Below are 19,055 nucleotides of genomic sequence, written 5' to 3' on the forward strand. Positions count from 1 at the left end.
GCGCGTTAGGGTAGCGCAATGCGCACTACGCTGTCCGGCCCTTTGGTGGAGTTGTCTTTGTTGAAGTCCTGCTTCAGCGTAACGTAGAGCACCTCGCCGTCCGGGGAAAGCAGCAGGCTGTTGGGATGGCTGCTAAATGCCCAGCTGTTTTTCACCGCGTAGCTGGTGGCGTCAAGCTGCAGCACCCTCTTCGACTCGCGTTGGCTGATATAGATCTCATTGCGCGCCGGGTTGAACTTAATGCCCAGCGCATCGCCGTCGAGGCGCTTGATCACTTTGCCGGAACGCTCGTCAAACACCAGCGTGGCTTTCGCTTTTGAGTCGTCAGTGACAAACAGGCGGCCGGTAGCGGGATCCTCCGCCAGGTTGAGGAACAGATAGGCTTTGCCGTCATCCGGCGAGAAACGTTTCTCGATACGGTGAGTATGCGGGTTGATCACCAGAATTTCGCCGCCGCCGTTGGCGGTATAGACGCGGTCGGTCAGCGACGAGTAAATGATACCGGTCACCCATTTTCCAGCGTTGGGAATGCGCTTTTTCAGCGTCATGCGCTTCGCATCCACCACAGAAATGAAGCCGGGATCGGCCACGCCGCCGATGAAGAGTTCGTTATTGTGGAACAGCACTTCGCGCGCGCCGATGGGATCGCCATCTTTGTCTTTGCCTTTGAACATCAGACGCTGCAGCACCTTGCCGCTCTGCACATCCACCTGCGAGACGCCGCCGTCGAGCGTATTGGTAGCGTAAAAGCGATCTCCGCTGCTGTCCGCCGCCATGCCGAAGTTTTTCAGATCGGTGTGGGTGACGCCTTTGGTCGCCAGCGTAGTGGGATCAAGACGATAAATAACGCCACCGTTTACCGCATTAAAGCCCTGCGCGCTGGCGACAAACAGGGCGTTTGCCGCAGGCGCGTAAGCCATCTCGTAAAGCCCCTCGCCCAGCTCGCGCTGCGTCAGGTTAGCGGCGGCGGGCTTAGCTACAGCCGTCGCGGCGGGCGCAGCAGTGCGCGCCGGTGTCTGGCAGGCCGTCAGAACTGACGCTGCGAGGATGGCAACGGCAAGCGCGCGTCGGCGCGGGGTGAAGAGCGATTTCATGCAGGACTCCATCTATGGATAAGCCTCTCCCGTCAGGCGCTGCCGCAGCGGGGATAGCCAAATGAATGAGAATCATACTCATTAACATCAGAGGCGACAATCCGCCTGTCTGTGGTCAGGCCTGACGAGACCAGACGCCGTGCCACTCAGAGAGGCAATTGCGTGCGCTTTATGAACAACCTGTTGTGTTGCTGCTGCTGAGATTTCCCAGTTAGAGTTATAACATTATGATTAATATCATGTTTACATTTAATTACATTTATAGTGCAACTTCTGCACGACACATTAAAGCAAATGATTATCATTAACTTTCTCATTACAGTCCCACTCTCCTTTGCGCTTCGCTGCGACGAAGGCGAGCAAGGGCACCATAACAAGACTTCCTGATGGAAAAAATTATGTCTTTCAGCGGCAGGGAAACAGGCGCGACAGCGCGCGCACCACGATCGGTAAAAACCTTCACGCTCACACTGCTGGCGCTGGCGATCCACGCCGGCGCGCATTCCGCCTGGGCGGCGGAGAGCGACGATTCGCCCCAGCAGCTGGTGGTTGACGGCAGCGCGACGGACGCGACCCAGAGCAGCCATGATTATCAGGTCACCACCACGCGCGCCGGCACCAAAATGCTGCTGACGCCGCGCGACGTGCCGCAGTCGGTTACCGTCGTCACCCGCCAGCGCATAGACGACCAGGATCTTCAGGCGGTGGATGATGTGCTGACCAACGCCACCGGCGTCTCATCGCAGCAGGTTGACAGCGAGCGCAGCTATTACTACTCGCGCGGCTTTCAGATCACCGATTTCGCCTATGACAATATTCCCACCACCACGGGCGATGCCTGGAACTATGGCGACGCGGCAGAGGATACGGCGATTTACGATCGCATCGAGATTGTGCGCGGCGCCAACGGCCTGATGACCGGCGCGGGAGATCCAGGCGCCACGGTCAATATGGTGCGCAAGCGCGCCGACAGCAAAACCTTTACTGGCAGCCTCAGCGCCAGCTACGGCAGCTGGAACGCGCAGCGCTACGTGGCGGATCTCTCGGCTCCGCTGAACGCCGAGGGCAGCGTGCGAGGCCGCGTTATCGCCGGCTACCAGAACCAGGAGAGCTGGCTCGATCGCTACCAGAAAACCAAAAAATTCCTCTATGGCGTGGTGGATGCCGACCTGAGCGACCACACCACCCTGTCGCTGGGCTGGGATTATCAGCAGCAGCATACCGGCAACCCCACCTGGGGCGGCTTACCGAGCTTGTTCAGCAACGGATCGCGCACCCGCTACGACCGCAGCACCAATACCTCGACCGACTGGGCAAGCTATGCGGTGGAATCGCGTAAGGTCTTTGCCAACGTCACCCATAACTGGGACAACGGCTGGACCTTCCAGCTGAACGGCACCCACGGCGAACAGACCCTCAATGACAAGCTGCTCTACGTTATGGATAATCCGGACGAGGAAACCGGCCTCGGCGCCAGCGGCTTCGGCAGTCAGGATCGCGGCAAGCGCACGCTGGACTCCTGGGACGCCTGGGCCAGCGGCCCGTTTGAGCTGCTGGGACGTCAGCATCAGCTGATGGCGGGGCTGAGCTACAGCCGCCAGCACAACGCCTCCTGGAGCGCCAACGGCCCGGTCAGCAGCGAACAGCTTGGAGTATTTAACAGCAGCTGGGACGGCTCCCTTGCCGAGCCTGAATGGGGCGACTGGTATCTTAACAACGACGATATCGTGCGGCAGAAATCCGCCTACACCGCCGCGCGTTTCTCGCTGGCCGATCCGCTGTCGCTGATCCTCGGCGCGCGCTATACGCAGTACAGCACCGACGGCAGCAGCGGCGATATGCGCAAGAACAACGTGACGCCTTACGGCGGTCTGGTGTACGACCTGAGCGAGAGCCTCTCCGCATACGCCAGCTATACCTCGATTTTCTCGCCGCAAACCAAACGCAGCGCCGATGGCGCCTGGCTGTCGCCTGTTACCGGGAAAAACTACGAAACCGGCCTGAAAGCGGACTGGATGAATGGCCGTCTGACCAGCAATCTCGCTATTTTCCGCATCGAACAGCAGAACGCCGCCGAGGCGATTGACGGCGTCTTTGTCAACGGGTCGAGCGAACAGGCCTACCGCGCGACGCAGGGCGCGGTGAGCAAAGGCGCGGAGCTGGAGATGAATGGCGCCGTTACCGACAATCTGCAACTTACCTTTAGCGCCACGCGCTATGTGGCGCGCGACAGCAGCGGCCGCTACAACAGTTTTGCGCCGCAGACGCAGCTCAAGCTCTTTAGCCGCTATCGCCTGCCGATGCTGCCGGAGCTGACGCTGGGCGGCGGGATAAACTGGCAGAACCGCGTTTATCAGGATATCACCGGACCGAGCGGCGAGACGCAGCGCCTCTACCAGGGCAGCTACCCGCTGGTGGATCTCTTTGCCCGCTATCAGGTGACGAAGCAGCTGGCGGTGCAGGCGAATCTTCATAACCTGTTCGACCGCGAATACTACTCTTACCTCGACAGCTCCGCCGTCTACGGCGAGCCGCGTAATATGTCGGTCAGTCTGAACTACAGCTTCTGACGCTGCTCCCCGGCATCCGCCGGGGAGCATTACCGGTTTCCTTCCCCCTGCGTATTCATGCGCAGAATTCTAATGCCATCACATAACCGCTATCATCGCGTCATCTTTTTGTGACATCTCACTCAACCTTGCAACATGCCACTGCAGATAAAAGCCCATGCAGAGATAATGAGTTGTACTCTGTACATAACAGTTTTACACAGTAAAACAACCTACACCCGCAAGGTCGCGCTTTGCCGGGGACGACTTCTGTTAAGAGGTACATCATGTCTGAAAAGATGCACGCTTCACCTGCGCCCTCAGAGCTGGAAAGGCAAACCGTCAGGCGCGTTGTCTGGCGCATCCTGCCCTTTTTGATCGTCTGTTACCTGATTGCGATCATCGATCGGGGCAATATCGGCATGGCATCGCTGCAAATGAATGAGGATCTGGGATTATCGAAAGCGGTTTTCGGCCTGGCGAGCAGCCTGTTCTTTATCGGCTACTTTCTGTTTGAAGTGCCGAGCAACCTGGCGATGCAAAAGATCGGCGCAAAGATCTGGATCTCCCGCATCATGATCACCTGGGGCATCGTGTCGGTCTGCACCGCTTTTGTCGAGAGCAAGGAAATGCTGTATCTGCTGCGCTTTCTGCTGGGTGCTGCGGAAGCGGGTTTCTTTCCCGGCGTCATCCTCTATCTGACCTACTGGATCCCGGCGAAGTACCGCGCGCGCGTTATCGCCACCTTTATGGTGGCAATCCCGGCCGCTAACTTTATCGGCTCGCCGATTTCCGGCGCGATCCTGTCGCTGGACGGCTGGTTCGGCATGCGCGGCTGGCACTGGCTGTTTATTCTCGAAGGCATTCCCGCGGTGCTGCTGGGCGTGGCGGCCTTCTTCGTGCTGAGCAACCGGCCGGACAGCGCCAGCTGGCTCACCAGCGAGCAGCGTAACTGGCTCTCATCTACTCTGGCGGCGGAAAATGCCCAGCGCAAAGCCATCGGCCATATTTCCCTGTGGCAGCTGCTGCGCCACAAGCATATCTGGGTCATGGCGCTGATCTACGCCGGCGCTTCCGCCGCCGGATCCACGCTCAGCGTCTGGTCGCCGCAGCTGTTGAAGTCGTTTGGGCTGGATAACTTTACCACCGGTCTGGTGAACGCGATCCCTTACGGGCTGGCATCGGTGTTGATGATTGTCTGGGGTCGCAGTTCAGACCGCACCGGCGAACGCCGCTGGCATACCGCTCTGACGCTGTTCCTGATTGCAGGCGGCCTGCTTTCCGCGTTTATCAGCCAGTCCCTCACCGGCAGCGTGGTGATCCTGTCGCTGGTGTTGATTGGCGCCTATTCGATGAAAGGACCGTTCTGGGCGCTGGCGTCAGGCTGGTTATCCTCTTCGACAGTAGCGGCCGGGCTGGCGGCGATCGGCGCCGTCGCCAATTTGATCGGCGGCGGCCTGATGGTGAACGTGTACGGTATGATCAACCAGGCGACCGGCAGCCATACGCTGGCGATGATGCCGCTGGCGCTGCTCTGCGCGGCGGGCGGTATCGCGGTGCTGGTGATGGGCCGCAAGTCTCAGCTGCGCATTGAGGCTGAGGCTGAGGCTGAGGCGCAGCCGCGCTAAGCGATCGACAGACGAAAAAAAAGGCGCGATAAGCGCCTTTTTTATTGCCTGCGGCTTATACCGGCGATGGTGCCTCGGCAGCGTCTTCCTGCAGCACGCTCAGCACATTGCGCGCCGCCGCGCAGCCCATTTTCACGTAGGAGGTGTCGCTTACGCCGCCGATATGGGGAGAGAGGATCAGATTCTCCTGCTGCTGCCAGCGGTGCGGCGCGGTTAGCGGCTCCTGCGCAAAACTGTCCAGCGCGGCGCAGCGCAGCGTGCCGTTTTGCAGCGCCTCCGCCAGCGCCTCTTCCTCAATCAGACCGCCGCGCGCGGTGTTGATCAGTATGGCGCCCGGTTTAAACTGCGCCAGCGTCGCTGAATTGATCATACCCTGATTCTGCTCGGTGAGCGGGCAGTGGAGCGATACCACGTCGGCCCGACGCAGCAGCGTCGCCAGCTCGACCGATTCGCATCCGTCGGGCAGCTGTTTCGCCCAGGGATCGCAGGCGATGACCTGCATGCCGAAGGCCGCGCCCGCTTTCGCCACGCGGCCGCCGATGGCGCCAAGTCCAATCAGCCCCAGCGTGCGTCCCTCCAGCTCCAGCGATTTATGCCGCGCTTTATCCCAGTGCCCTTCGTGCATGCGCTTGTCCAGCGTAATGACCGACTTGGCGCAGGCGAGGATCAGCGCCCAGGTGTGCTCCGCGACGGCGGCGGCGTTGGCGCCCACCGCGGCCAGCACGCGAATACCACGCTGCGCCGCCGCAGCCTGGTCGATCACGTCAATTCCGCTGCCATGTTTAGCGATCACCCGCAGCGCGGGCGCGGCCTCCATAACGCGCGCGTTGATCTTGCCGTAGCGCACAATGATGGCGAGCGGATTATGCTGCTGGCACAGGGCGATCAGATCCGCTTCGTCAGGCTGGCGGCCGGCATAGACCAGCTGATAAGCGTGCAGCAGATCGACCGCCTCCTGCGCCAGATCGCTGCCGGTAACGATAATGGTCGGCTTATGGCTCATCACAGCGTCTCCCCGTCGTTCAGCATGCCCGCCGCGCGCAGCGCCTCTTCCAGCCAGGGCGCGCGAATATCGCCCTGACGAATGGCCTGAAGCCGGCGATTTTCGCCATCCAGCTTTTTCTGCGCCAGCTCCAGCAGCGCCGCGACCTCTTCCCGCGGCAGCACCACCACGCCGTCTGCGTCGCCGATAATCAGGTCGCCTGGCTGGATAGCCGCACCCGCCACCGATACCGGGTGATTAACGCGCCCGGCAATGGATTTAGTCGGGCCGCAGGGATTTAGCCCGGCGGAGAAAACCGGAAAAGCGCCCTGCGCCAGCGCATCGCTATCGCGCACTGCGCCATCGATAATGATTCCGGCGATACCGGCGGCATGCGCCTGGGTAGCCATGATTTCACCAATCAGGGCGCAGCTAAGATCCCCCTTGCCGTCAACGACAATGACATCGCCCGGCTGGGCAATCGCCAGCGCCGCATGAATGGCCAGGTTATCGCCGGGACGCACTTCTACGGTTACCGCCGATCCGGCGACTTTCATGGCTGGGTTTAGCGGTTTGATTCGCCCGTGCAGCGTGCCGCGTCTTCCCGCCACATCCGCGAGTATGGCCGCCTGAAATTCTGCGGCGCGTTTGACGAGGTCGGGTTCGACGCGCGTAATGGCGCGTTTTAATAGAGAAGATGAATGATTGATCATAGCCGTCGCTCCAGTTGTTTTACTCTGTAAAACTGTGTTTTACTACATACAACAACTATAGCCAGCCAGCCTCTGCTAAGGCTACTGTTAACGATTCATTTGTGATGTAAACACGATGTAAATCACAAATTGCAGGTTACAATCCCTGGCACCAAAATCAGGAGGAACAGGATGGGAAATGAAGGCGTAGTAGCCGTAGAGAAAGCGCTGGCGCTGCTCGACTGCTTTAAACCGGGCGAGGAGTCCATGACGCTGACCGCGCTGGCGCAGGCTTCTGGCCAGCATAAAACCACGGTCTATCGCCTGATGAATTCGCTGGAGCGAATGCATTATGTGATCCGCCGTGAGAACGGCAGCTACTCGCTTGGGCCGCGTCTGCTCTACCTCGGCAAGCTCTATGAACAATCTTTTCATCTGGCGAATATTGTTCAGCCAGAGCTGCACGCGCTGGCGGCCGCCACCGGCGAAAGCGCCTCCTGGTACGTTATTGAGGAGGGGCAACGGCTCTGCCTGTTCCGCGCCGAGTCGTCGGAAGAGCTGCGCGAAACGCGACTGGCGGGCAGCTCACTGCCGCTGGACAATTCCGCTATCGGCCAGGTGCTGCGCCACTGGGGTCTGCATGAGCCGCTGTTTGACCAGACACCTACGCTGCCGCTCTATACGTCCGGCATGCGGGATCCGCATATCGCCGCGTTTTCGCTGCCGGTATTCGGCGAGGGCGATACGCTGGCCGCCGCGCTGGCCATCACTGGCCCCTCATCACGTCTGACGCCGGAGCGCACCGACCGCGACGTCGCCCGCGCGATGCGGGATAGCGCTTATCGCCTGTCGACGCGGCTGGGCGCCAGCAAAGGATTTTGCGACCGCTTTTATCCGCGCTGACGAGCGCCGGAAAAAAGCAGGAAGATCGCGCACCGCCGTTTACTGAGCGGTGCTCGACGCTGTCTACGCCAGCAGCGGCGCGGTGCGCTGTTGTGACATTAGGACGCATTCGCCTTATGCAGCATGCTCATCGCCCGATCCAGCGCCTGCACCTCAAGCTGACCCGGCGCGGACGCCTCGTCCAGGGTGCCGAAGGTCAGATTGCTGCCGAAAACCTCACCCGACATGCGCGTCACCGCGCCCAGCCCACCCATCGCCATGGTCAGCAGCGGCCTGTCGCTGCGCTGGCGCATCTGCCAGGTCACGTCGCTCAGGCGGCTGACGTCGTGCGGCGTTTTCGGCATCACCGCTATCTTCAGAATGTCCGCGCCGTGCGCCTCCTGCCACGTCAGCCGCTGCAGCAGGTCGGCGTTATCCGGCGTCGCCTGGAAGTCGTGATAAGAGAGGATCACCGCGACGTGACGGCGGTGCGCCTGCGCCACCAGGCGATCCACCGCCGGCGCGCCGATGCGCATCTCAATATCGATAAGATCGGCGAAGCCTGCCTCGATCCACTGCTGATAAAGGGCGATATAGCTGGCGTCGTCCGGCGACAGGCTGCCGCCTTCGTTTTGGGTGCGCAGCGTCAGCAGCAGCGGCTTGCCCTGGAGTTCGCGGCGCATCTCTCGCCCGAGCTGCGCCACTTTGTCGACGTTAGTGGCGAAATCGAGCTTATCGACGCGCAGTTCGACCATCTGCACCTGCGACGTTTGCGCCGCCTGGCGCGCCAGCTTCAGCGCGCTCTCCGCATCCTCGCCCGTGGTCGAGACGATAATGGCCGGTTTGCCCTGCTGAATAGTGAGACTGCCCACCTGCAGCGGTCGTACATGCGGCGTCGGCGGTTCCGCAGCCGCTGCGGAAACCGCCACCATCAGTAGTGCTAACGGTGCTTTGAGCATAAACCCTCTCCCTGTGATGAATAAAACCCAGGGTTTAAGATCTAGCTCACACTTTTGCCGTCAGCAAGCGGGAACGCCTTCGGCGTCGCTAAACCTACTGCGCGCGCTGCTGCTGTGGCGCCGTCAGCGACGCGCCTTTTTTATGGAACAGCAGATAGGCGGCGCTGGTCACCACCAGGCTAATTACCCAGGAGATATCGGCGCCTGGGATCAGATGCGCGTAGGGTCCGGTAAAGAAAGCGTTCTCAACGAACGGGATCTGCACCACCACGCCGCCGAAATAGATCAGCAGCGCGTTGGCGTTCACCAGCCCGTAGCGACCGCCGTCGGCGCGGAAAATCGAAGGGATGTCATAGCGCTGCTGCTTCACCACATAAAAGTCGAGCAGGTTGATGACGCTCCAGGGGATCAGCACTCCAATCAGCGCCCAAATCAGGTTCAGGAAGAAAGAGACAAAGTTGGCCGATGCCGCCAGCGACACCAGCACGCCGCCCACCAGCACCACCGCCGAAAATATCACGCGCACGCGCGCCGCCGGCAGCCAGGCCGGGCGGAAGGTCTGCACGGCGGTAATCAGCGAGAGCACCGAACCATAAAGATTCATCGAGTTATGGCAGATGATATTCAGCAGGAACAGCACCATCAGGATCGGCCCGAGCCAGCCGGTCGCCTGGCGCACCGCCGCCATCGCATCCCCTTCGCCGCCGACTAAATTCACCGCCACCACGCCGAACAAAAAGGCGAGAATCGTGCCGCAGCAGGCGCCGAGCCAGGTGCAGATAAAAGGTTTGAACACCCCGATATTGGCGGGCAGATAGCGGGAATAGTCAGAGGTATAGGGCGAGAAGCTGATCTGCCACACCGCGCAGATGCAGAACGTGGCGAACCAGCCGTTCAGGCTGAAGCTGCCGCGCTGCCAGAAATCCACCGGTAGCGGGCGGTCGAGCATTACGATCAGTCCCACCACCAGCGCAATGCCCATCACCCAGGCGCCGACCTTGTTGATATGGTGGATAAAGCGATAGCCGACGATGCCGATCAGCGTCGCCGCCACCGCGCCGAGGATAGTGGCGCTGTGGACCGGCAGCGCCGGGATGACGTTATTGATCACCTTGCCGGAGAGCGTCACGTTGGAGATAAAAAAGCCGAGGTAGATCGCCGTGGTAAAGCAGATCACCAGCAGCGAGCCGTAGCGGCCGAACTGCGCGCGGCTCTGCACCATTTGCGGAATGCCGACGCGCGGCCCCTGCGCCGAGGTCAGCGCCAGAAACAGCCCGCCGAACAGATGACCAGCGATAATCGCCGAGATCGCCGAGAGGATATTGAGATGGTAAGTCTGGGTCGAGATGGCGCCGGTCACCACCGCCAGCGGCGCGATATTGGTGCAGAACCACAGAGTGAACAGGCTGCGCGCCTGGCCGTGCCGTTCGTTTTCCGGCACGTAGTCCACCGATTTATTTTCTATCACGTTGTTTTGAGACATTTTTATCCTCCGCACTGGGGATTTTTATTTTGTGATGTGTAGGGTTGTTTAGCTGAACTGCGGCAAAGCCCGGCCGGAGGCCGTCGTGGCCCCGACAACGATCGGGCTTCTGGATTCATCCTTTACGTCAGACGCGAAGCCGGTATCCGTGCGGCGCGCGCCTGCGGGTAACCTCGTCCGTGAGGTTTTTTCCTGGTGTGGAAACGCAATTAACGCATGATAAAGGGATCGCCGATGGGCTCATCGCTGGTGCGCAGCCACACCGTTTTGGTGGTGGTGAACTCCAGCGCCGCCTCCATGCCGCCTTCGCGGCCGTGGCCCGAGAGGCCGTAGCCGCCAAACGGCGCCAGCGGCGACACCATGCGGTAGGTATTGATCCAGACCACGCCGCTGCGCAGCGCCTTCGTCACGCGATGGGCGCGCGCCAGGTTCTGCGTAAAGACGCCCGCGGCCAGCCCATAGGCGGTATCGTTGGCGAGGCGAATGGCCTCCGCTTCGTCGCGAAAGCTCACTACCGACAGCACCGGACCGAACAGTTCGTTCACCACGGTTTCAGCCCGCGGCGCGGCAGAGCAGTCGAGAATGGTCGGCGGATAGTAGAAGCCGGGCCGGTCGATAACGTAGTGGCCGGTCAGCAGTCTCGCCCCCTGCTCCAGCGAGCGGGCGACCAGCGACTGAATGCGGGTTTTCTGCTGCTTGGTGCAGAGCGGGCCGAACTGCGTCGCCATTTCCTGCGGCGCGCCGATGAGGATGCGTTCGACGCGCGCCACCAGCGTCGCCAGAAAGCGTTCTTTGATGCTTTCCGCCACCAGCAGGCGCGAACCGGCGACGCAGCTCTGCCCCGACGCGGCAAAGATCGCCGCCACCTGCGCATTGGCCGCGCTCTCCAGGTCGGCGTCGTCAAACACGATAAACGGCGACTTGCCGCCCAGCTCCAGCGTGGTTTTGCTGAGATTCTCCGCGCTGTTGCGCACGATGTGGCGCGCAGTCTCCGGGCCGCCGGTAAAGGCGATATGCGCCACGTCGGGATGGGTGGTCAGCACCGTGCCGCAGCTCTCGCCGAAGCCGGTAATAACGTTGCAGACGCCCGCCGGGAAACCCGCCTCGGCAATCAGGCGAGCGAAGGCCAGCAGCGGCGTCGGCGCGCTTTCGGCCGCCTTCACCACCAGCGTACAGCCCGCCGCCAGCGCCGGGCCGATTTTCACCGCAGAGAGAAACAGCTGGCTGTTCCAGGGAACGATCGCCGCCACGACGCCTACCGGCTCGCGCCGCGTCCAGGCTTCGGTGTCGGCCTTGTCGATGCTGAGCACGCGCCCTTCCATCTTGTCGGCCAGCCCGGCGTAGTAGCGGTAATAGTCGGCGACATAGGCGATCTGCGCCCGGGTTTCACGGATGATTTTACCGGTGTCGAGCGTTTCCAGCCGCGCCAGCTCGTCGGCGTTCTGTTCGACCAGATCCGCCAGCCGCATCAGCAGCTTGCCGCGCATTGACGCGGTCAGATCGCGCCATTCCGGCGCGTTAAAAGCCTGATGCGCCGCCGCGACGGCGCGGTTGACCTCTTCCGCGCGCGCTTCGGCGATAGTCGCCCACGGCTGACCGGTGGCGGGATTCAGCGAGTCGAACGTTGCGGCGCCCGACTCAAACTGGCCGTTGATAAAGAGTTTGAACGATTCCATCTCGGCACCTGTTAGTGAAATTCGGGCATCACCTGGTTGATAAAGCGGGTCAGAGACGCTTTTTTACGTTCAAACGTCATGCCGCTGTCGATCCAGAGCGCAAATTCGTCATAGCCCAGCGCTTCGTAGTGCTTGAGGCGCGTAATCACCTCGTTGGCGCTGCCGATCGCCAGGTTCTTGCGCATCGCTGCGGCGGAGTAGTAGGTATTGGCGGCGATGTCGGCGTCGCTCAGCGGCTGGATTAGCCCCTGACTGACCGGACGTTCGTTTTTGAACCAGGCGCCGAAGTAGTTGTAGAAGCGGTTAAGCTCTTCCGCCGCCTGCTGCGCGTCCGCTTCGTCTTCCGCCACGTAGCCATGCTGCAGCAGCATGATCTTCAGCGGCTTCTCCGGCGCGAGACGCTGGCGTGTTTCGTGGAAGCACTGCGCCAGACGCACGATCTCTTCATCGCCCTGATGCAGCGGCGTAACCTGGACGTTGCAGCCGTTGGTCACGGCGAACTCGTGGCTGTTGGGATCGCGCGCGGCGATCCAGATGGGCGGATGGGGCTGCTGTTTCGGCTTAGGCGACGAGGTAGAGCGCGGGAACTGCCAGAACTCGCCGTCGTGGGCATAGTCCCCTTCCCACAGTTTTTTCACCGCGGGCACCAGCTCGCGCATGCGCTGACCGGCATCCCAGGCGGTCAGGCCCGGCATCATACGCTCATATTCGTAGCTGTACGCGCCGCGCGCGATGCCCAGCTCCAGGCGACCGCCGGTAATGATATCGGTCATCGCCGCCTCGCCCGCCAGCCGCAGCGGATGGTTGAAGGGCGCGATCACCGTGCCGGTGCCGAGCCGCACGTTTTTGGTACGGTTCGCCAGATCCGCCAGGTTGATTAACGGGTTAGGCGCGATGGTGAAGTTCATGCCGTGATGTTCGCCGGTCCAGATGGCGTGCATATTGGCCTGATCCGCCATCTCGCACAGCGCCATCATTTCCTGGTAGAGCTTGTCCTGCGGCTCATCGGGCGAGATGCGTTCCATATGGATAAAGAGTGACAGTTTCATAGGGTACCCCGGTACGAGTTTCAGCTGGCGAATTGTTTTATTGAACCGTTGATTTCATCGCCGTAATAGATGCTGTAATTGCCGACGCTATTCTCTCTGACGAAGCGATTCATCAGCGATTTCAGCGCCGAATCTTTGATGGAAAGCGCAGAAATTTTTTCCAGATCGAGCCATTCGCCCTGGCTGAGCGCCCCTGGCGTGCTGTCGGTCGGCAGCGCGCAGAGAAAAACGATGTGCTGCTTGTTGCTCTGGCGATCTTCGTAAACCGAATAGACGAAGCCGGGGCTGGCGTTGACGCCCAGCTCGGCCAGCAGCGCAGTAAGGGTCTCGCTGACGCTGCCGTCGGCGACATGGCGCGAAGGCAGGCTGGCCGCGCCCTCTTTCTGCACCATGATGGCGTGGCCGTTGCATTCGATCAGCGCGCTGACTTCGACGCTCAGGCGATTAATCAGGGTTTGCGCATTCTGGTACGGCGTGAAATAGGCGCCGCGGTAGTAGCCCAGGCCGGCGGTCGCCTGAGAGTCGAAGTTCTCGACCTTGCCGATCAGGATCGCATGGTCGCCCGCGTCTACTACCTGATGCAGCGCACAGTCGAACCAGGCGGAGCTGTGTTCCAGCAGCGGCGTGCCGTTATCGCTGGCGCGCCATTCCACCAGCGCGAAGCGATCCTCTACCTTCGAGGCGAAGATATTCGACGTCTCTTTCTGCTGCTCCGCCAGAATATTCACCGCGAAGTGCGCGCACTCGGTGAAGTTGGCGAAGTTGGCCGAGCGCTTGTCGATGCTCACCAGCAGCAGCGCCGGATCGAGCGACACCGAGGTAAAAGAGTTGGCGGTAAAGCCTATCGGCTGGCCCGCTTTGTCGCGGCTGGTCACCACGGTGACGCCGGTCATAAAGGCGCCGAACGCGTCGCGCAGCTGCCTGCGTTTATCTGTCTGCATGAGAAACTCCTGCCAGTGCGTTGATCTGTTTTTCCGCCGCGACGGGCGCGGTTAAGAAGGTCATCATCTCCTGACTGACGCGCTCCGCGTCCGTCAGGCTCACCATATGTCGCGCGTTGGCGATAACGATCGCCTGTCCTTGCGGCGCCGCTTCCGCCATGGCGCGCGCCATCTGCGGACTCGAATTGGCGTCCAGCTCGCCGGTCAGCACCAATACCGGGCACCGCATCTCATCCCAGCGACCGGCGTAAACCTCGTCGCCGCTGGCGAACGCCTGATAGGCGTCGGCGTACCCCTGAAGATTGACCTGCTGCAGCCAGCCGCCGACGCGCTCGCGCAGCGCGGTTTCACGTTCGCTATCGCTGAACCAGCGCGCCAGCGGCGAATCTAGCTGGGCATCCCCGGCCGCCAGCTCTTTGGCTCGCTGCAACACAGCCTGACGCGCCGCGTCGCTGCGGCGGTAGACGCCGCTCATCACGATGGCGTGGCTGACGCGTTCTGGGTAGTCGATCGCCAGTCCGGCGGCGATCAGCGCGCCCATCGAGTGCCCTGCCACGGCGAAGCGTGACTCCGGCCGCTGGTCGAGAAACTCTGCCAGCCAGGCGACATAGTCCGGCAGCGAGACCGGTCGGCTAAAGGCGTCGCTCTCGCCGTGCCCCGGCATATCGACCGCGATCACGTGGAAGCGCGCGCTCAGCGCCTCAATCTGCGGGCACCAGGCTTCGGCGTTCATCCCGACGCCGTGGATCAGCACCAGCGGCGCGCCTTGCCCGGCTTCGAGATAGCTGACGCGCATCTGGCTGCTAGAGAGCCGCTGGGTTTTTCGCATCATGGCCTAACTCTTTCAGGTCGGAGTAACGGTTGCCGATACGGTGATGCGGACGGCCGCCCAGCGCTGCGCCAAGCGCGATGACGATCTCGTCGTAGCGCGGCGCGTCGCCGATATTGAATTGCATGGTCAGGTAGTGTTCGCGGCTGCCTTCGTCGTTTTTATGCATCATCGGGATCAGCACCGGCGTATTGGCCGGACCGCGCGTGTTGTTAAACGCCAGATAGCTTTTGCTCTGCACCGCGCTGCGGTAGTGGTTGCCGAAGTGCAGCGTGTGGATCAGCGCTGAGGCGTGTTCCAGCTCGCCGTCCAGGCCAACCACGGCGCTTTTGCCGAAGGCTTCGACGTTTTCGCCGCTGCCCGCCTCTTTCAGGATCAGCCGGGTCAGCAGTTCGCCCAGCACCGGCGCGAACTCCCGGATCTGCGGGGCGAGATCTTCCACGTAGCCCCGATCGGCCCAGGGGTTTTTAATTACGGCGGCGGCGGCGATCATCACCAGCGGTTTAGCGGCGGCCTTTCCGCCGTCGACGTACAGCGTTTCGGTGGTCACCAGCGTTTTACGAATGGCGGGATGCATAGTCCTCTCCTGAAAGTTATCAAAATGCTAAATGAATGTTTCGTGAGTGGTATAGCATTGGGGAAATTGCCATGTCAAAATATGGTATACCATCATACGGAATGGCATTTAAACGCGCGCTGACGGGCGTTATTGCTGTTAGTGAGCTGATTTGAAACAGGATTTCCGCGAAGGATAATGCAGCGTTATTTCGCCGCTCGTTACTGACTGATGTAAAATTTGAAATCGAAAAAGCCACGCGCATCAAGGTATTGCGCGTCGCCAACCGCCGCGATGCACTATTTTTTAGCAGAATGCAAAAGTGTGAGGCGGGCCGAATTTAACGCCTGAAAGCGCATCTGCTGTCGCAGCGAGGGCATTGCGCGCGCCGATCGTTCGGTGTTAATAGTAAGTTATCTTCCGGCGCAGTCGGACCCGCGTCAGGTTTATTTATCTAATTGAATACAGAGGGATTTGATGGTTGATAACCATTCTCTGAGAATTGAAAACGCACCAGTGACCCTGCGCGAACTGGCGCTGAAGAAAGTGCGCCAGGCGATTATCGCTGGCTATTTCAAGGCGGGCGATCGGCTGGTGGAGCGCCAGCTCACCGAGCAACTCGGCGTCAGCCGCAGCGTGGTGCGTGAAGTGATCCGCTATCTGGAAGCGGAAGGCTTAATTGAGATCCTGCCGAAAAAAGGGCCGATCGTCGCTCTGCTGACGTGGGAGATCGCCGAGCAGATTTACAATATTCGCCTGCTGCTGGAGCAGGAAGCGGCCTATGACTGCGCGCAGCGCGCCGGCGAGGCCGATAAGGCGCGGCTGCGCCAGCAGCTGCAGCAGATTGCGCAGGCGTCGCGCGAGCACGACGATATCAAGCGCGTCGAGGCGTCGCAGGCGTTTTACGAAACGCTGTTCAGCGTGGCGCATCACACCATCGCCTGGGAGATCGTGCAGCGCATGAACAGCCGCATCAGCCGCCTTCGCGCGCTGACGCTTGCCTGGCCAGAGCGCGAGGTCGCGGGCTTTGAGCGCATGTCGCGCATCTGTCAGGCGATCGAGCAGAACGATGCGCCGCGCGCGAAACAGGCGGTTTATGAGCATCTTACCGAAGCCGCCAGCCTGGCGAAGCAGATCCTTTCCCAACCGGAGTAAAGCATGGCCGCATACTGGATTGCGCACGTCACCATTCACGATCCGACGCAGTATCAGCACTATATGGCGCTGGCGCCCGCCGCCTTTCAGGCATACAGGGCACGTTTCCTCGCGCGCGGCGGCGAAGCGACCTCGCTGGAGGGCGCCGCTTTTCAGAAGCATGTGTTGATCGAGTTCGACGACTATCAGAGCGCGCTTGACTGCTATCACTCCGAGGCCTATCAGCGCGCCCGCGCCGAGCGCGCCCAGGTAGCGGAAGCGATGATCACCATCGTGGACGGGCTATAAGGCGCCATTGAATTGCAGGCATAAAAAAACCGGTCAGCGACCGGTTTTAACATCAATGCGGCAAGCGTCAGGCGGCGACGCCTTTGGGCTGCGTAGCAACATGGCCCGCCCACAGGCTGGCGACCCACTTCACCCCTTTAGCGGTAAAGCGCGCCTGCGAAAACGCGTGCTGATTCTCTCCCACGCCTGAGCGCAGCGTGAAGTAGCCCGCCTGCATATGGTGATGCTGCGGCGTCAGCGTGCCTTTGTCGCGATACATGATATTGCGCTCCAGCAGGAACTGGCGAAACTCCGGCTCTTTCACCTTCAGCATTTTGCACAGCTGGCGAAAGCCGAGCGAGTCCGTCACCTCGACGAAGCGGTCAAAAAATTCCGCCTTTGGGGCGGAAAGCGCCAGCTGTTCTTCGGCGGCGCGACGCTGCTCGAACTGCTCCGCCCAGGCGCGCGCGGCTTCGGCGGGATTGGTGAAGTCGGGCAGATGCGCCACTTTCTCACGCTCCTGCCATTTATCGAGCAGATCGGCGGTAAACCCCGGCGACAGGCGCGCAACGGCTAGCAGCGAATCGCGCTTGTTCAGGCAGAACTCCTGACGCATCTCTCCTTCATGCTCGTAAAGGTTGATCGTCACCGGCTGCGAAAGCCGCTGCGCGGTTTCCAGGCTTTTGATCAAACGTTTTACTTCGCCGTGGGTAATGCCGGTCAGTCGGGCGATTTCACGGCTGCTCATCAGGACAGAAGCGTTGAGAGCAGAAAGATTTTCAGTAGAGAACATCATCAGCGTCACCTCATGCAAACGTACGCAGCCGTTTGGGCTGTTGAATAAGTATACAGGATACTGTTGTTATATCCAGTATTTTTTTTAAGCGTTTTACTAAGCGTTTGCCGTCTCGCCTGATTGCGCAACAGCCGCCGCGCTTGCTTTACCTCTATCTGCGGCCAGGCTTAAACCAATTCCGTCTTCTACGCCAGCCATCCCTGGAAAGTTTGGCAAGCGCACCCCCGGCGTGGAATTTCCGTGTTGCGTCATGACGACCGGCACACTCATCAGGAAAGGATGTTGTTATGAGAGCTCTGACCTATCATGGCCCGCACCGGGTTCGCGTTGAGACCGTTCCCGATCCTGTTCTGCAGGAGCCGGATGACATTATCTTGCGCGTGACGGCCACGGCGATTTGCGGCTCTGACCTGCACCTCTATCGCGGCAAGATCCCCGGTACCGAGCATGGCGAGATATTCGGCCATGAATTTATGGGCGAAGTGGTCGAGGCGGGATGGGCGGTGACCAGCGTCGCCGTCGGCGATCGCGTGGTGGTGCCCTTCGTCATCGCCTGCGGCGACTGCTTTTACTGCCATCTGCATCAGTATGCCGCCTGCGAAACCACCAACAGCGGGCGCGGCGCTATCCTGAACAAGAAGAACATTACGCCGCCGGCGGCGCTGTTCGGCTTTAGCAACCTCTACGGCGGCGTGCCTGGCGGTCAGGCGGAATATGTACGGGTGCCGAAAGCCAACGTCGGCCCGTTTAAAGTGCCGCTGACGCTGCCGGACGATAAGGTGCTGTTCCTCTCCGATATTTTGCCGACCGCCTGGCAGGCGGTGCAGAACGCCGGTCTGGATAAAGGCTCCAGCGTAGCGATTTTCGGCGCGGGTCCGGTAGGTCTGCTCAGCGCCGCCTGCGCCCGTCTGGTCGGCGCGGAAGAGATTTTTATGATCGATCATAACAATTATCGTCTGGCGTTCGCCCGTCAGCGTTACGGCGTCACGCCGATCAACTTTGACGATATCGACGATCCGGCGGCGTGGATTATCGAGCATACGAAAAATAACAGGGGCGTTGACGCGGTTATCGACGCGGTTGGCTTTGAAGCGAAAGGCAGCCTGACCGAAACGGTATTAAGCAACCTCAAGCTGGAAGGCAGCAGCGGCAAAGCGCTGCGCCAGTGCATCGCCGCCGTCAGGCGTGGCGGCGTGGTGAGCGTGCCGGGCGTGTATGCCGGCTTTATTCACGGCTTTATGTTCGGCGACGCCTTTGATAAAGGGCTGACGTTCAAGATGGGACAAACGCACGTGCAGGCCTATCTGCCGCGCCTGCTGTCGCTGATCGAGCAGGGATTGCTGACGCCGGAAGAGATTGTGACCCACCATATGCCGCTTGAAGATGCGGCGCACGGCTATGAGATCTTCGAAAAGCGTAAGGATGATTGCCGCAAGGTTATTCTGGTGCCGGGCATGGCGTCACAGCGCGCCGCCAGCTAACGCGGTCGTCCAGGCTGCCAACGGCAGCCTGGCGGC

Annotated in this window: 17 protein-coding genes; 6 read left to right on the plus strand and 11 right to left on the minus strand. The window is 60.7% G+C overall.

Features of this window, described 5'->3' with window-relative positions:
• Positions 1 to 5: 5 nt before the first annotated feature.
• Positions 6 to 1,094, minus strand: a complete 1,089-nt coding sequence (locus AC6I7Z_RS21305; protein WP_497815787.1) for a YncE family protein — start codon at positions 1,092 to 1,094, stop codon at positions 6 to 8.
• A 398-nt stretch (positions 1,095 to 1,492) separates the two neighbouring features.
• Between AC6I7Z_RS21305 and fhuE the strand changes: the two genes are divergently transcribed.
• Both fhuE and AC6I7Z_RS21315 read left to right on the plus strand, forming a co-directional pair.
• The gene (fhuE, locus tag AC6I7Z_RS21310; RefSeq protein ID WP_497815916.1) at positions 1,493 to 3,664 is read left to right on the plus strand and encodes a ferric-rhodotorulic acid/ferric-coprogen receptor FhuE; all 2,172 of its coding nucleotides are present in this window, start codon (positions 1,493 to 1,495) and stop codon (positions 3,662 to 3,664) included.
• A gap of 266 nt (positions 3,665 to 3,930) precedes the next feature.
• Entirely contained in the window at positions 3,931 to 5,271 is a 1,341-nt protein-coding gene (locus AC6I7Z_RS21315; protein ID WP_497815788.1) for an MFS transporter, read from the plus strand.
• A gap of 55 nt (positions 5,272 to 5,326) precedes the next feature.
• Here AC6I7Z_RS21315 and AC6I7Z_RS21320 read toward each other — a convergent pair whose 3' ends face one another.
• Positions 5,327 to 6,274 carry an NAD(P)-dependent oxidoreductase gene (locus tag AC6I7Z_RS21320; protein WP_497815789.1) on the minus strand — a complete coding sequence of 316 codons (948 nt, stop codon included), beginning with the start codon at positions 6,272 to 6,274 and terminating at the stop codon, positions 5,327 to 5,329.
• On the minus strand, positions 6,274 to 6,966 hold the full coding sequence (locus AC6I7Z_RS21325; protein ID WP_497815790.1) for an RraA family protein: 693 nt from the start codon (positions 6,964 to 6,966) through the stop codon (positions 6,274 to 6,276). Before AC6I7Z_RS21325 ends, AC6I7Z_RS21320 begins: the two co-directional genes overlap by 1 nt.
• 171 nt (positions 6,967 to 7,137) lie before the next feature.
• Here AC6I7Z_RS21325 and AC6I7Z_RS21330 point away from each other — a divergent pair, with 171 nt between their 5' ends.
• Complete coding sequence (locus AC6I7Z_RS21330; RefSeq protein ID WP_497815791.1) at positions 7,138 to 7,848, plus strand: IclR family transcriptional regulator; 711 nt, start codon at positions 7,138 to 7,140, stop codon at positions 7,846 to 7,848.
• A 98-nt stretch (positions 7,849 to 7,946) separates the two neighbouring features.
• On the opposite strand, the gene aroD is transcribed toward AC6I7Z_RS21330, so the two are convergent.
• From aroD to AC6I7Z_RS21365, 7 genes are all read right to left on the minus strand, one after another.
• Complete coding sequence (aroD, locus tag AC6I7Z_RS21335) at positions 7,947 to 8,786, minus strand: type I 3-dehydroquinate dehydratase (protein WP_497815792.1); 840 nt, start codon at positions 8,784 to 8,786, stop codon at positions 7,947 to 7,949.
• Positions 8,787 to 8,880: 94 nt separating this feature from the next.
• Positions 8,881 to 10,269 carry a purine-cytosine permease family protein gene (locus AC6I7Z_RS21340; RefSeq protein WP_286868037.1) on the minus strand — a complete coding sequence of 463 codons (1,389 nt, stop codon included), beginning with the start codon at positions 10,267 to 10,269 and terminating at the stop codon, positions 8,881 to 8,883.
• Between the two features lie 209 nt (positions 10,270 to 10,478).
• Complete coding sequence (locus AC6I7Z_RS21345; protein WP_497815793.1) at positions 10,479 to 11,945, minus strand: aldehyde dehydrogenase; 1,467 nt, start codon at positions 11,943 to 11,945, stop codon at positions 10,479 to 10,481.
• Between the two features lie 11 nt (positions 11,946 to 11,956).
• On the minus strand, positions 11,957 to 12,994 hold the full coding sequence (locus AC6I7Z_RS21350) for an LLM class flavin-dependent oxidoreductase (RefSeq protein ID WP_497815794.1): 1,038 nt from the start codon (positions 12,992 to 12,994) through the stop codon (positions 11,957 to 11,959).
• Positions 12,995 to 13,014: 20 nt separating this feature from the next.
• Positions 13,015 to 13,935: a flavin reductase family protein gene (locus AC6I7Z_RS21355; protein ID WP_497815795.1), complete on the minus strand. Its 921-nt coding sequence runs from the start codon at positions 13,933 to 13,935 to the stop codon at positions 13,015 to 13,017.
• Complete coding sequence (locus AC6I7Z_RS21360) at positions 13,922 to 14,767, minus strand: alpha/beta fold hydrolase (RefSeq protein WP_497815796.1); 846 nt, start codon at positions 14,765 to 14,767, stop codon at positions 13,922 to 13,924. Before AC6I7Z_RS21360 ends, AC6I7Z_RS21355 begins: the two co-directional genes overlap by 14 nt.
• A complete protein-coding gene (locus AC6I7Z_RS21365) occupies positions 14,739 to 15,341 on the minus strand; it encodes an amino acid synthesis family protein (protein ID WP_497815797.1) in 603 nt (200 codons plus the stop codon). Before AC6I7Z_RS21365 ends, AC6I7Z_RS21360 begins: the two co-directional genes overlap by 29 nt.
• Positions 15,342 to 15,797: 456 nt before the next feature.
• Between AC6I7Z_RS21365 and AC6I7Z_RS21370 the strand changes: the two genes are divergently transcribed.
• The gene (locus tag AC6I7Z_RS21370) at positions 15,798 to 16,475 is read left to right on the plus strand and encodes a GntR family transcriptional regulator (protein ID WP_286868047.1); all 678 of its coding nucleotides are present in this window, start codon (positions 15,798 to 15,800) and stop codon (positions 16,473 to 16,475) included.
• Between the two features lie 3 nt (positions 16,476 to 16,478).
• Entirely contained in the window at positions 16,479 to 16,763 is a 285-nt protein-coding gene (locus tag AC6I7Z_RS21375) for a DUF1330 domain-containing protein (RefSeq protein WP_497815798.1), read from the plus strand.
• 67 nt (positions 16,764 to 16,830) lie between these two features.
• On the opposite strand, the gene AC6I7Z_RS21380 is transcribed toward AC6I7Z_RS21375, so the two are convergent.
• Positions 16,831 to 17,538, minus strand: a complete 708-nt coding sequence (locus AC6I7Z_RS21380) for a phage antirepressor KilAC domain-containing protein (protein WP_033749107.1) — start codon at positions 17,536 to 17,538, stop codon at positions 16,831 to 16,833.
• A 287-nt stretch (positions 17,539 to 17,825) separates the two neighbouring features.
• Between AC6I7Z_RS21380 and AC6I7Z_RS21385 the strand changes: the two genes are divergently transcribed.
• A complete protein-coding gene (locus AC6I7Z_RS21385) occupies positions 17,826 to 19,019 on the plus strand; it encodes a zinc-dependent alcohol dehydrogenase (RefSeq protein WP_497815799.1) in 1,194 nt (397 codons plus the stop codon).
• Positions 19,020 to 19,055: the final 36 nt, after the last annotated feature.

The sequence above is a fragment of the Pantoea sp. X-Soil-MYKO-1289 genome (genome assembly GCF_059730625.1).